The sequence below is a fragment of the Burkholderia lata genome (assembly GCF_902499335.1).
Lineage (GTDB): Bacteria > Pseudomonadota > Gammaproteobacteria > Burkholderiales > Burkholderiaceae > Burkholderia > Burkholderia lata_B.
The window spans coordinates 252428-265481 of record NZ_CABVQK010000006.1; the positions used below are offsets into that span (position 1 = coordinate 252428).

Consider the following 13054-nt stretch of genomic DNA (forward strand, 5'->3'; position numbering starts at 1 on the left):
TAAAAGTCTGCATCGGCAAGCGATGCGCGTGCGAATGCAGCGCGATCTCCATGTCGCCGGTGTGGCAACGCGAGAGACACACGCGGGATCGAAACTTGCGCCACGCTGCAAACGCAGCATGCGTCATGCGATGCGGAGGAGGAGAACGCATCGCGCGAGATCGGTCGTGACAATGCGCCTTTCCGGACACACGCACGATGTCGTGCCGGTCGGTAGAAACGACCGGCGACGATGCAGCGATGCCGATGTGCGAGCTACATGTACGCGTGCCGCGAGCGTGCGGCGCGAATCGGCGAAGCGCGACGTCGCGCGTGCGAACCGGCCGCGCCGGACGGCGACGATGCACGGCCGCACCGCGTGCCGCGTGCCGCGTGCGGCCGCGCTTCGCGCGGTGCGCGCAAGCGTGACGCAGGCGGGGCGGCGGAACCATGTGCGCATCGTCGTCTCCTTGCGGTATCCGTTACGCGGTGGCCGGTTGCCAGTGATGTGCGGCGGGTGCTTGCGCGTGCGCGTTCGGCGACGTCAGGTGCGAACCGGACGGCATCCGGAACGCGGCAACCGTTTCGGACAGCTCGCGGCCTTGCGCCTCGAGCGACTTCGATGCGGCCGCGGCCTGCTCGACGAGCGCGGCGTTCTGCTGCGTCGTCTCGTCCATCTGCGTGATCGTCAGGTTCACCTGGTCGATGCCGCGGCTCTGCTCGGCCGATGCGGCCGCGATCTCGCCCATGATGTCCGTCACGCGCGCAACGGCCTGCGTGACGTCCGACATCGTCTTGCCGGCCTCGCCGGCGAGTGCCGAGCCGTCGCGGATCGTCTGCACCGACGCGGAGATCAGTTCCTTGATCTCCTTCGCAGCCGTCGACGAACGCTGCGCGAGACTGCGCACCTCGCTCGCGACGACCGCGAAACCGCGGCCCTGTTCGCCCGCACGCGCGGCTTCGACGGCCGCGTTCAGCGCAAGGATGTTGGTCTGGAACGCGATGCCTTCGATGATGCCGGTGATGTCGGCGATCTTCGACGAGCTGTGGCCGATCTCCGTCATCGTGTCGACCACGCGGCCGACCACCGAGCTGCCGCGATGCGCGACATCCGATGCGTTCGCGGCGAGCGTGCTCGCCTGTTGCGCGTTCTCGGCATTCAGCCGCACCGTCGACGTGAATTCCTCCATCGTCGCGGCGGTTTCCTGCAGCGATGCGGCTTGTTCCTCGGTGCGCTGGCTCAGGTCGAGGTTGCCCGACGCGATCTCGCCCACCGCATGCGCGATGCTGTTCGACGAATCGCGCACGCGGCCGACGATGCCGATCAACCGCTCGTTCATCGTCCGCAGCGCGTCGAGCAGATCGCGCGTCTCGTCGTTGCCGCTCACGTCGATGCGGCTGCCGAGATCGCCGTTCGCGACCGTGCGCGCGACGTCCACGGCCGAGCCGATCGGCACCGTGATCTTGCGCGTCAGCCACAGGCCGCCGCAGACCGCGACCGCGACGGCGACCAGGCAGATGCCGGCCAGCAGGTTGCGCTCCATCGCATAGCGATCGGCGAATTGCTGCGCGATCGCGAGTTCGCGTTCATGCGTGTAGGTTGCGTAGGCGTCGGTCGCGCGCACCAGCTGCGCGAGCAGCGGGCGGCAGTTGTCGTCGATGTCGGCGGTCGCCTCGTCTTTCTTGCCGGCCTGCGCGAGCCCGACGATGCGCAGCGCGACGGGCCCGTAGTTGCCTTCGATGCGCACGATGTCGGCCACCAGTTCGCGCGCGCGATCGGAGGTGTCGGTCGCGTTCGCCATCATGTCCTTGAGCTTCGCGAGACGTTCCTGCACGTCCTTGTGCGCCTGGTTCACTTCGGCCAGTTCGAGCTCGAGGTCGGACGGTTTGGTCACGAGCACGAGGTTGCGCGCGGCGATCGCGCGCCGGTCGACTGCCGTACGGATCTGCGCGGACAGGTTGGCCCGCGCGCTGACGCCGTTCATGTAGCGGGAAAATTCGGCGTTCGTATCGGATAGCGCCTTGAGTGCCATGCCCGACACGATCACGACGACCGCGGCGAGCAGGCCGAAGCCGCCAAGGAGTTTGGTCTTGATGCTCATTCTGGCGATTTTCACAGTGTGCCTCTGTGCGTGTGGTTGACGAATTGAATTTATTGTTCGACCAGATACGGGCTCGTGCCGGCATTAACGGGTATACGGGATGATTCTTTACCCTTCGAAAACCCTGATATTAGTTTTTTTAGCGCTGGAATCGTTGCCAGGTGGGCGTTCCTGATTTTGATCAAGATTCGGCGGAGCGCCCGTGATTCAAAGGTTTATACGTGGAATTTGAAACCGGTTTTCTTGGGTGAAACAAAAACAGGCTTTTTGATAATAATTGTCTGATGAATTTGTTTCGATTTATGGGTAAATAAGGGAATTTCGTTTCGGCCTAATTGGGGAGGGAACCGATACGCGTTGTCGGCGTGTGCCGCGCAATTGGCGGTGATAACCGATTAACGGAAAATCGCGGCGGAAAGAGGCGCCGGAAAGCGGCCCGCGGCGGGCGCCGCGGACCATGAGAGGGTCAGAACGTGGTGCGCAGCCCGGCCATCACGCTGCGGCCGCCCGCAGGCGCGAAGCCGCGCACGACCGAGGTCGAATAGCGGATTTCCTGATTCGTCAGGTTGTCGCCGCGCAGGTAGGTGAGCCAGTGCGTCGGGCCGACGCGGAACTTGTAGGTCAGCATCACGCCGAGCGACGTGTAGCCGTCCGTCGAAAAGTCGTTGTCGGGCACGCGATGCTGCGACCACGCATGCGTGAGCTGCGCGCGCGCGCCGAACGGGCCGTAACCGTAGTCGGCCGCGAGCGTCGCGCGCAGCGGCGCGATGCGCGGCAGCGGCTGGCCCGTGTCGACGTTGCGTGCATGCGTGTAGTCGGCCGTCAGTTCCAGGTCGACCGTATGGCCGCGCCGCGCGAAGGCGCGCCACTTGCCGTCCAGCTCGATGCCGTAGAACTCGGCGCGCACGCCGCGGTAGATCGCCTCGTTCAGCGAGCCATCGGTACCGGGCGCGACCGGTTCGCCGTCGTCGTTCACCACGCGGCCCGTGTTGTACTCGGCCAGGTAGTTCGAGAAGCGGTTGTAGAACACGCCGACGCTGCCGCGATTCGGGCCGCTCGCATAGCGCAGCGAAAGGTCGGTCGACACGGCCTTTTCCTTCGACGCGTTCGGGTTGCCGATCAGGAACTGGCCGGTCGCATCGTGCGGGCCGTTCGAATACAGCTCGTAGAAGGTCGGCGCGCGTTCGGTGTACGCGACGTTGGCCGCCACCGACCACACGGGCGTCAGCGAGAACAGCGCGCCGGCCGACAGGCTGCCCGCGTTGAATTCGCGTGGCTGAGCCCCCGCGAATTTCTCGACGCCGGCCGGATCGGGATCGACCTTCACGTGCTCGAAACGGCCGCCGAGGCTCAGCTTGAGCGCCGGGACGACCTGCCATTCCTCGAGGCCGAACAGCGCGACGCTGTTCGTGCGCGTGGACGGCACGAGCATCTCGTCACCCAGCGCGGAGAACGTGTTCTGGCCGAACTGCACGCCGATCGCGCCTTCGAACGGGCCGATCTTGCGATGGGTTGCCTCGATGCGCGCCTCGTAGCCGCGATTGCGGAAGGTGGTCGCGGTTTCACCGTTGTCGACTTCCTTGTGGCGGTAGTCGGTGTACGCGAAGTCGAATTTCAGCTTCGTGAGCGGCCCGCTCAGGTTGCGCACCTCGGACGCGAGCGCGAGGCGTTCCTGGCGCATCCGCAGCCGCACGTCGCTTTCCGCGACGGAGCCGTAGTTCGATTCGTAGCCGCTGTAGGACAGCCCCGCGAAGCCGTCCGCCCACGTGTACGACGCGCCGACCGCGCCGCCGTGCACGCGGCCGTCGCTGTTCGGCACGTTGCCTTCCGGCTGCGGCGTGTCGGGGCCGTCGATCGCGCGTTGCGCGCCGCTGCGCGCGTAGCCGGGAATCCGCAGCTTGCTCGTTTCGCGGTCGAATGCGTCGACATGGAACGCGAAGCGGCCGTTGCCGCCTTCGACCTGCGCGGCGCCCGCGCGTACCGAGTTCGCCCCGCCGTAGCGCGCGTCGAGCGCCCCCGTCACGCCCTGGATCGCTTCGCGCGGAATCCGGTTGTCGATCGCGTTGACGACGCCGCCCACCGCGTTGCCGCCGTACAGCAGCGCGGCCGGGCCGCGCACGATCTCGACGCGTTCGATCGACAGCGGATCCTGCGGCACCGCATGGTCGTACGACAGCGACGACGCATCGTAGGCCGCGACGCCGTTCTGCAGCAGCCGGATCCGGTCGCCGTCCATCCCGCGGATGATCGGGCGGCCGACCATCGGCCCGTAGGTGGTGGTCGACACGCCGGGCAGCCCGTTGAGCGTTTCGCCGAGCGAATCGGCCTGGCGGCGCGTCAGCGCATCGCCGGAAAGCTGGACGGTCGGCGCGATCAGTTCGTTGTCGCCGAGCGGGTTCGCGGTCACGAAGATCGGGGCGAGCGAGGTGGTCGGCGGCGTATCGGTCTGCGCGTGCGCGACGGCGGCGAACAGCATCAGCGACAGGGACGAGAGCGGGCGAAGCGGTAGACGAGGGAGGTCGCGCATGGTCGGTGAATCGGTTGGAATCGGATCGGATAACGAGCGATGCGGATCACGGCTGGATACGATATATTGTTGCGTATGCGACGCGCAGTGACCCGTTGGAATATGGCTCGGCGAGGCTCGACCACCCAAAGTGGAACGGCGTCAGGCGGACGAGCACGCGAAATGATATGTTATATCATTACATAATCCAAGCAACATCGAGACCAGTCGCAAGATTTCCGTCGGGGGATCGAAATGGAGGATGACGCGATCGGCGCTGGCTTGATGGTGGCGTGATGAGCTGCCGGGCGCGTCAATGGACGCGTCGTGTGCGCGTCCGGTCGTGACGATGCGACCGGTCTTTCAGGTTTCAGGCGCGCCGCGAAAAAACATCGGGCGAGGTGAGCCCAACAGCGATGTCCGTCATGGACTGCTCGCGGGCCGATCGTCAGTGCGCAACGCCCGTCGGAGCTGTTCAGTGAGAAATAGCCACGCCGCCTGCTGGGCCACATTGCGCTTGGCACTTTCATGCGATACCAGCCAGAGCGTCAGATAGTGCTTTTTCGCGTCGGGAAACACGCGGACGAGGCCCGGCTCGCGATCCGCGAGCATGCACCACAGCGGCGCGACGCCTCCGCCGGACAGGACCGCGCTCTTGAGCGCATCCCATGAATTGACCTTGGTGCTGACGCGCGCGTCGTGAGGCGCGTATTCGCGCAGCCAGTCAGCGAACGGCTTCGGGATGTCGCCGCTCCAGCCGACCCAGGTTCCGGTTATCTCCGGCTCGCGACATCCGGCAGGGCCGTAGACTGCAACTTCAACTTCGCCGAGTGCCACGCTGTCGAGTCGTGCAGGGGCTTCGTGCGAAACGCAGATGCCGAGATCGGCGCTTCGTTCCGTCACGACCGCAAGCGGATCGCCGACATTGCTCACCTCGAGATTGACGAACGGGTTGCGTTGATGAAACGCGACGATGTCGGCAATGAATGCATCGCCGAGCGATGCGGAAACGGCGAGCCGCACCGTGCCATCGATCCCGCCGTGGGTCCGTTGCCGGAGCGTGGACAGCAGGTTCGCTTCCTCCTCCATGCGTGAGGCGACCGACAGCACTGTGCGCCCGGCGACCGTCAACTGAAAACCGCCGTCGTCGAGCACGAACAGCTGCGATCCCACTGATTTTTCCAGCACGTCCACGCGCCGGCTGACGGTGGTCCGGTCGACGCCTAGCACCTTTCCGGCAGCAAGATAGGAGCCTGATTTCGCGACGGCGAGGAAATACCGAAGGTCATCCCACTTGACTGCGGTATGTGTGTGTTTTTGCATGGCGGGGGTGCAAATAAACTCATTTTCTGGTTGTTCGGCGTTCTCTACACTTGGCCAAAGTGTATCGAACTATGCGACCAGATAGTTACTGAACCGTTCAATCAACATGCAGGAGCCTTGAATGCCGCATTATGCAAAAATCATTTCCTGGACACCGACTCGATACGCACGTGGTTGGCACTGCTTCGGACTGGAGCGCGATATTCGCACCGGCGAAATCGCCAGTCTCGAAGCATTCGGCACGAAGCTGGTGGCGTATCGCGGCGAAGACGGAAAAATTCGGGTGTTCGACGGCGTGTGCCCGCACATGGGCGCCAATCTCGCACTCGGGACGGTCAAGGGGAACAACCTCGAGTGTCCGTTTCATTCCTGGCAGTGGGGCGACGGCGGCCACTGCGAGCATATTCCCTATGCGTCGCGCATTCCGATGAAGGCGCGTATTCGCGAATGGGAAACGATGATCGAAAACGAATTGCTGTTCGTCTGGCACGATCACGAAGAAAGGCCGTCCATCGACGAACAACGGATTCCGCCGCATCGGTGCTGCAATGAGGCCGGCTGGTCGGACTGGGTCGTCATCAGCCGGCCGGCGAATACCAATTGTCGCGAGCTGATCGACAATCTGTCGGACGTCTACCATTTCGAACCGGTTCACGGCTCTCCCGTGAGCAGCTTCATCAACGTTGCCGAAGGGCATACGTATTGCCAGATGCTGACGGGCGGCAATCAGCTGATCGGAACCGGCGACAGTCTGCGCAGCATCGCTTACTACTACGGCCCGTCGTATGTCATCGCCGACATGGACGCGGAAATGTGGGGGCATCGCCTCGAATGCATCATGATGATCGGCAGCGTGCCGATTCATCAGGACAAGTTCATGATGCATTTCGGGATGAAGGTCCGGGCGGTTCCGGAACTCTCGTTTTCCGAGAACCAGAAACTGATCGCCGCGTACATCGCGAACGGGCAGGAAACCTTCTTTCAGGATCTGCGCATCTGGGATCAGAAGACGCGGGTCGACAATCCCATCCTCTGCGACGGCGACGGCCCCGTCTATCAGCTGCGCGACTGGTATCAGCAGTTTTATGTCGACCGGGGCGACATTCCGCCGTCGATCGCCGACAAGCACGTCTACGTGACCCGTCGTCGCGAGGACACGCGCCAGTGGGTGATGGAAGAGCACGGCTTCGATCTCGACCGCCAGGATCCCGTCCGGATCGTTCGCTCGTTCGACGAAGTGCGAGGGGCGGCGAAGGTGCAGCAGGAAGCGGCAACGTCTGGCAAGTAAATAAAACAGGAGACATGTATGACATCGGATTATTTCTCCGGAAAATACCCGAAAGGCTGGTTCGCAGTCCTATTTTCTGATGAGATCAAACCGGGCGAAATCAAGTCGTTGAGCTATTTCGGCCGGGAATACGTCGCGTTTCGCGGCGAGAGCGGACAGGTATCGATCCTCGATGCGTTCTGCCCGCATCTCGGCGCGCATCTGGGCGACGGTCGGTGTCAGGGCGACACGATCGTTTGTCCGTTCCACGAATGGCGTTTCTCGCAAACCGGCGCGTGCGTGGACGTGCCCTACGCGAAGCGCATTCCGATCAAGGCGAAGGAGGGCGCGCTGGCCGCGCATCCGGTGCGCGAGGTCAACCAGATCGTTCACATGTGGTTCGATCCGGCCGGCGGGTCGCCGACATGGGAACTGCCGGTCGATTCCGCGATGAACGGCGCCGACGGCTGGACGCGGTGGTATTTCAAGCGGTGGCGTGTGCGCACGCAGGGCAAGGAAATCATCGAGAACCTCGTCGATGCGCCGCATTTCACCTACGTGCACGGCTCGCCGATCGAGGACATCTCGGTGCATTTCGATGGTCACGTCGCGTCGCAACGCTCGACGATCGGCGGGCATCCGACGCTCGGCAAGCAGCTCACGACCGAAGCAACCTATTACGGCCCGGCCGTGATGCACGTGACGATGGAGGGAACCTACGCGAGCAAGCAGGTGAACATCCATACGCCGATCGATACCGAGCACGTGGACGTTTGCTACGGCATCAAGATCCAGCGCGATCCCGCGCTGCCCGACACCGATGCGATCGCGCAGGAATACGCGCGCTACGCGCACGATGCGTTCGATCAGGATGTCGTGTTGTGGCGCCGGAAGATCTATCGTGCGGCACCGCTGTTGTGCGACGGCGACGGTCCGCTGTTCCAGTTGCGAGACTGGTACCGGCAGTTCTTCGAGGATCGGCTGCCGGCGAACTGAGCGTGGCACGCGCGAGGCGGGGCCGGCTGGTGCGAATCCCGCGTCGCGCGCTCAGCGTTCCGCCGGAAACCGGTCCTGCAACGCATGCAGCCAGCGTGCGACGACATCGAGTTCGTCGTCGGAAAACCCGTCGCACAGCTTGCCGTTCAGCTCGCGCAGCAGCACACGTGCACGCTTGAGCGCCGCGTGGCCGTCGTCGGTCAGGTACAACCGTGTCGCGCGGCCGTCGTCCGAATCGGCATGACGCGTAATGAGGCCGGCTTTCGCCATCCGGTCGGCAAGCCCCGTCATCGCGGATGGCGCAAGCTGCAGTGCGGCGCCGATCTCGCCGATCAGCGCGCCATCCTGTTTCGCGAGACAGAACAGTGCGCCGGCCTGCGCGGCGCTCGCGCGGGTCTCGGTCTCCGCCTTGCGGTCGATCCAGCGCTGCACGCGCCGCTGGCCGATGTTCAACATGAAAAACAGTCGTCGGTCTTCGCTCAAGCTGGGTTCCCGGCTGCAATGGAAAGGGAGGGACGGCCCGCGGCTCGCGGCGTGTCCAGCGCCTGCGCGAGCCAGTCGGCCACGTCGGGCCACAGCACGGTGCCGGGGCGGCTGCGAAAGAAGCCCATGTGCCCGACCGGGCCGCTGCCCGCCGCGTGCGGATCGATCTGGCGGCGTTCGACCGCCGCGCGGGTCAGATAGCTTACCAGCAGCCCGATGGCGGTCGGGTTCGCCCACGGGTCGTCGTCAAAGCCGAGCGCGAGGATCGGCAACTGCTGTTTCGCGTAACGCTCGGCCGCACCGAGTGTCGGATCGTCGAAGAAATAGTGCGGCAGCGTCGTCCAGCGGCTCCATTCGCGGAACACGCCGGCCGGCATGTCCTCGCCGAGCCCGAGCCGCTTGCCGGGCACGTAGCCGAGCAGCGCGGACATCAGCGGGCCGAGTACACGCAGGATGAGCCTCACCTTCAGGCGCTCGGCCGCCTGCGTGATCAGCCGCGTGCTGCCCGCATGCGCGGCGACGAGCACCGCCGCGCGCAGGTGCGGCGTAGCGGCGGACAGCCCGATCGCATGCCCGCCGACGCTATGGCCGACGGCCAGCAGCGGCAACCCTTCATACGCCTGCCGTGCCCACGCGGTCGCGGCGCCCACGTCGAGTTCCATCCAGTCGCGCATGCGGGCCTGCAGCGCGCCCAGGCGCGCGGGCCGCGACGCGCCGATGCCGCGATAGTTGTAGGTGAGCGCCGCGAAGCCGCGTTCGGTCAGGAAGCGCGCGAAGCCCGCATACAGCCGCTCCGGCACGGCCGTCGCCGGATGGATCAGCACCAGCGCACGCGGCGGCGCGTCCGGCGACCACAGCGTGCCGTGCAGCGCGTAGCCGTCGGCGGCGGAAAACTCGATGGGTTGGGAGGTCATGGCCATCCTCGTCACGGGTAGTTATTTCGTATGCGAAATATAGTCCGTGATTTATTTCGCGCGCGAAATATCTGTCGAGGATTCATTCGAACCGGGTTCCCGGGAGGGCGGCAGGCGGCATCAGGCGATACCGGTCACTTCATAAAATATTTGCATCTTTGCATAGAATAATATTGCGTTTGTTTCATGAAGCGGATCGACGTATCTTCACCGGTTCCATCCGTTCCGCCGGCCGTCGTGCAAGGCGGAACACGAGGCGCCGCCATCGCGCGGCCGCCCGCCAACCCTACGGGAGATCACGTTGCTGAGCCGAATCGTCACGGCACTCTTGCTGGCGCTTGCCGCGCAGCCGGGTATGGCCAAAGACACCGTCACGCTGCGCGTCGGTGAACAGAACTACTTCAACATCCAGGCGTCGATGGAGGCGTCCGGTGTGCTGAAGGACCTGCCTTACACGATCGAGTGGAAGCATTTCCAGGCCGCCGCGCCCGTTGCCGAATCGCTGAACGGCAATGCGATCGACGTCGGTTTCCTCGGCGATTCCGCGCTGCTCACGCTGGCCGCGCGCGGAGCGCCGGTGAAGGTCGTCGCCGTGTCGCGGCAGAGCCTCGACGGCGTCGCGATCCTCGTCCCGAAGAATTCGCCGGTGCGCACCGTGGCTGACCTGCAGGGCAAGACCATCGCTGTGTGGCGCGGCGCATGGAGCCAGCAGCTCGTGCTGCGTGCGCTCGAACACGCGGGGCTGCGCGCCGATTCGGTCAAGTACGCGTACCTGATGCCGATCGATGCGACCAACGCGCTCGCGAACGGCTCGGTCGACGCCGTGTCGCTGTGGGAGCCGTTCGTCAGTACGCTCGCATTGCGGCAGGGTGCGCGGCCCGTGACGACCGCGCAGGGGCTGATGCCGGCGCTGAGTTTCGTTGCGGCGAACGAGCAGGCCGCCTCGGGCAAGCGCGCCGAGATCACCGATTTCCTGCGGCGCGTCGTTGTCGCGCGCCAGTGGGTCGACAGCCATCCGCGTGAATACGCGGACTTGTGGGCAAAGCGCGCGAAGCTCGAACCCGACGTCGCGTACCGTTGGCTCAACAACGCGAAGCAGCGCGTCGGCCCGGTCGACGAGGCGGCAGCGAAGGACGCGCAGAACACGGCCGATTTCCTGCACAAGGCCGGTGTGATCCCGGCCGCATACGACACGTCGAAGCTGCTCGACCGCTCGTATGCGGGCGCGTTCGCCGCGCCCGTGCAGAAGACGGCCGCCGCGCAGTAAGCGGGCCATCCCGGCCGCGATTTTCGATCGAGAACCACAAGGACAATCCGACATGCCAGTCGACATCATCGGCATGATCACCGCGACGCCCGGCGCGGAGGTCGACGTACCGGGCGGCGAGGCCGTCCAGCCCGACTACGTGCGCCGCTTCGCACAGGCGCACGAGGCCGCCGGCTTCGACCAGATCCTGGTCGGCCATTTCAGCAACGCGGCGGACGGCTTCATCGTCGCGTCGTTCGCGGCCGCCGCGACCGAACGCATCCGCATCCTGCTCGCGCACCGGCCGGGCGTGATCGTGCCGTCGGCCGCCGCGCGGCAGATCGCGACGCTCGACGTGTTCAGCGGCGGCCGGCTCGCGCTGAATGTCGTGTCCGGCGGCGACGATGCGGACCTGCAGCGCGACGGCGATTTCGTGTCGCACGATGCGCGCTACCGCCGCACCGGCGAATATCTCGACGTGCTGAAACGGATCTGGCTGGCCGATGTGCCGGTCGACCACGACGGCGCGTTTTACCGGCTGCGTGGCGCGTCGCCGCTCGTGAAGGGCGCGCAACGGCCGCACGTGCCGATCTATTTCGGTGGTTCGTCGCCGGCCGCGCTGGCGGTCGCGGGCGAGCATGCCGATGTCTACATGACGTGGGGCGAGCCGCTCGCGTCGGTGCGCGAGCAGATCGCGCGGGTGCGGGCTGCCGCCGCGCCGTTCGGGCGTGCGCCGCGCATCAGCGTGTCGTTCCGGCCGATCGTTGCCGACACCGAGGCTGCCGCATGGGAGAAGGCCGAGGCGATCCGCGAGCGCGTGCGCGCGGCACGGCTCGCAAATGGCCAGCCGATCGCCGGCCATGCGCCGCAGAATGCCGGCTCGCAGCGGCTGATGGCGGCCGCCGCGCAGGGCGACGTGCTCGACGAGCGGCTGTGGATGGGCGTCGCGAACCTGACCGGCGCGCGCTGGAATTCGACCGCGCTGGTCGGCACGCCCGAACAGGTCGCGCGGGCGCTCGGCGCGTATTACCGGCTCGGTGTATCGACGTTCCTGATTCGCGGGTTCGATCCGCTCGACGATGCACTCGATTACGGGCGCGACCTGATTCCGGCGATTCATGCGCAGGTCGCGGAACTCGACCGGTATCACGCGGCGGTGCTGGCGTAGACGCATCGCGGCGCAACGACGTACGCGGCCTCCGTGATTCGCCCGGGCATTTCCGTTACGGGATGCCGGGGCGATGTCATTTTTGGTCGCCGACGTTTCGACGCGGTCAGAACGACGGCAACCCCGGCGGATTGGTTTCCGCGCGTGCAATGGCTTCGCTCTGCAAGCCCCAGCGCGCGAGCGCCTGCCCGTAGCGGCCGTTGCCGATCAACGCGTTCGTCGCGAGCGTCAGCGCGGGCGCGAGCCCGCTGCCGCGCCGCGTCGCGATCGCCACGTCGGCGTTGGCCGGCCAGCCTGCATTGACGACGCCGACGCGGCGGATCTTGCCGGTGCGCGCGGCCTCGTACGCGAGCGACGCGTTCGGGTTCAACTCCGCATCGGCGCGGCCCGACAGCAACGCGACGCGCGACGCCGCATCGTCGTCGAAATAGAGCAGCTCGGCCGGCTTCAACCCCTGTGCCGCGTTGCGCTTGTTCCATTCGAGCAGGATGCGCTCCTGGCTCGTCCCCGCGCCCGTGATGACGCGCAGGCCGGCAATGTCCTTCGGCTCGGCGATCTTCTCGATCGGGCTGCCGGTGCGCACGTAGAAACCGTGCAGCCCGAGCCGGTAGGTCGTGAAATCGTATTTCTCCTTGCGCTTTTCGGTCACGCCGACGTTCGAGATCACCGCGTCGTACTTGCCGGACGTCAGCCCGAGCGGCCAGTCGGCCCACGCGATCGGCAGCAGCACGAGCGTGCGGCCGAGCGCGTCGGCGACCAGTTGCGCATAGTCGGGATCGGCGCCGACCACGGTGCGCGCATCGGTCGCGTAGGTCGACACGGGGGGCGCATGCGGTGAAATCGCGACCGTGAACGCGCCGTCGCGTACCCAGCGGTAGCCGGCCGCCTCACGAACGGCGGCGTCATCGCGTGTTGCGCGAATGCGGCCGGCCTGGCGCGGATCGAGATCCGCGGTCGCGGCGGCTGCATGCACCGCGTGCCATGGAAGGCTACCCGCTGCCGCGACCAGCGCGGCGGTCATGAACTGGCGTCGGTCGGTCATCGTGCGGCACCTCGCAGGTCGGGAGCGGC

General features: G+C 65.7%; 10 protein-coding genes. 4 read left to right on the forward strand and 6 right to left on the reverse strand.

The window, feature by feature from the left end; all coding sequences use genetic code 11:
• Positions 1–460 precede the first annotated feature (460 nt).
• The 3 genes from BCO18175_RS16840 to BCO18175_RS16850 form a co-directional block, all read right to left on the reverse strand.
• Complete coding sequence (locus BCO18175_RS16840) at positions 461–2080, reverse strand: methyl-accepting chemotaxis protein (protein WP_174982600.1); 1620 nt, start codon at positions 2078–2080, stop codon at positions 461–463.
• Between the two features lie 466 nt (positions 2081–2546).
• Positions 2547–4607 carry a TonB-dependent receptor gene (locus BCO18175_RS16845; protein ID WP_254608102.1) on the reverse strand — a complete coding sequence of 687 codons (2061 nt, stop codon included), beginning with the start codon at positions 4605–4607 and terminating at the stop codon, positions 2547–2549.
• A 402-nt stretch (positions 4608–5009) separates the two neighbouring features.
• Complete coding sequence (locus BCO18175_RS16850; protein WP_174982602.1) at positions 5010–5909, reverse strand: LysR family transcriptional regulator; 900 nt, start codon at positions 5907–5909, stop codon at positions 5010–5012.
• A gap of 121 nt (positions 5910–6030) precedes the next feature.
• Here BCO18175_RS16850 and BCO18175_RS16855 point away from each other — a divergent pair, with 121 nt between their 5' ends.
• Positions 6031–7197: a Rieske 2Fe-2S domain-containing protein gene (locus tag BCO18175_RS16855; RefSeq protein ID WP_174982604.1), complete on the forward strand. Its 1167-nt coding sequence runs from the start codon at positions 6031–6033 to the stop codon at positions 7195–7197.
• Between the two features lie 18 nt (positions 7198–7215).
• Complete coding sequence (locus BCO18175_RS16860) at positions 7216–8172, forward strand: Rieske 2Fe-2S domain-containing protein (protein ID WP_174982606.1); 957 nt, start codon at positions 7216–7218, stop codon at positions 8170–8172.
• A gap of 51 nt (positions 8173–8223) precedes the next feature.
• Here BCO18175_RS16860 and BCO18175_RS16865 read toward each other — a convergent pair whose 3' ends face one another.
• Together BCO18175_RS16865 and BCO18175_RS16870 are read right to left on the reverse strand one after the other, a co-directional pair.
• The gene (locus BCO18175_RS16865) at positions 8224–8655 is read right to left on the reverse strand and encodes a MarR family winged helix-turn-helix transcriptional regulator (protein ID WP_174970095.1); all 432 of its coding nucleotides are present in this window, start codon (positions 8653–8655) and stop codon (positions 8224–8226) included.
• Complete coding sequence (locus BCO18175_RS16870) at positions 8652–9569, reverse strand: alpha/beta hydrolase family protein (RefSeq protein ID WP_174915573.1); 918 nt, start codon at positions 9567–9569, stop codon at positions 8652–8654. The genes BCO18175_RS16865 and BCO18175_RS16870 overlap by 4 nt, the downstream gene beginning before the upstream one ends.
• A gap of 301 nt (positions 9570–9870) precedes the next feature.
• On the opposite strand from BCO18175_RS16870, the gene BCO18175_RS16875 reads away from it, so the two are divergent.
• Both BCO18175_RS16875 and BCO18175_RS16880 read left to right on the forward strand, forming a co-directional pair.
• Positions 9871–10836 (forward strand): ABC transporter substrate-binding protein, encoded by a 966-nt coding sequence (locus tag BCO18175_RS16875; protein WP_174982609.1) that lies wholly within the window; start codon positions 9871–9873, stop codon positions 10834–10836.
• A 52-nt stretch (positions 10837–10888) separates the two neighbouring features.
• The gene (locus tag BCO18175_RS16880) at positions 10889–11983 is read left to right on the forward strand and encodes an LLM class flavin-dependent oxidoreductase (protein WP_174982610.1); all 1095 of its coding nucleotides are present in this window, start codon (positions 10889–10891) and stop codon (positions 11981–11983) included.
• Positions 11984–12089: 106 nt separating this feature from the next.
• Here the strand turns inward: BCO18175_RS16880 and BCO18175_RS16885 are convergent, their stop codons facing one another.
• Positions 12090–13025 carry an ABC transporter substrate-binding protein gene (locus BCO18175_RS16885; RefSeq protein WP_174982612.1) on the reverse strand — a complete coding sequence of 312 codons (936 nt, stop codon included), beginning with the start codon at positions 13023–13025 and terminating at the stop codon, positions 12090–12092.
• Positions 13026–13054 lie beyond the last annotated feature (29 nt).

Excerpts from the sequence above, each read along its gene's own strand:
- BCO18175_RS16840 (WP_174982600.1), bottom strand. The coding sequence starts at position 2,080 with ATGAGCATCAAGACCAAACTCCTTGGCGGCTTCGGCCTGCTCGCCGCG.
- BCO18175_RS16845 (WP_254608102.1), bottom strand. The coding sequence starts at position 4,607 with ATGCGCGACCTCCCTCGTCTACCGCTTCGCCCGCTCTCGTCCCTGTCG.
- BCO18175_RS16850 (WP_174982602.1), bottom strand. The coding sequence starts at position 5,909 with ATGCAAAAACACACACATACCGCAGTCAAGTGGGATGACCTTCGGTAT.
- BCO18175_RS16855 (WP_174982604.1), top strand. The coding sequence starts at position 6,031 with ATGCCGCATTATGCAAAAATCATTTCCTGGACACCGACTCGATACGCA.
- BCO18175_RS16860 (WP_174982606.1), top strand. The coding sequence starts at position 7,216 with ATGACATCGGATTATTTCTCCGGAAAATACCCGAAAGGCTGGTTCGCA.
- BCO18175_RS16870 (WP_174915573.1), bottom strand. The coding sequence starts at position 9,569 with ATGACCTCCCAACCCATCGAGTTTTCCGCCGCCGACGGCTACGCGCTG.
- BCO18175_RS16880 (WP_174982610.1), top strand. The coding sequence starts at position 10,889 with ATGCCAGTCGACATCATCGGCATGATCACCGCGACGCCCGGCGCGGAG.
- BCO18175_RS16885 (WP_174982612.1), bottom strand. The coding sequence starts at position 13,025 with ATGACCGACCGACGCCAGTTCATGACCGCCGCGCTGGTCGCGGCAGCG.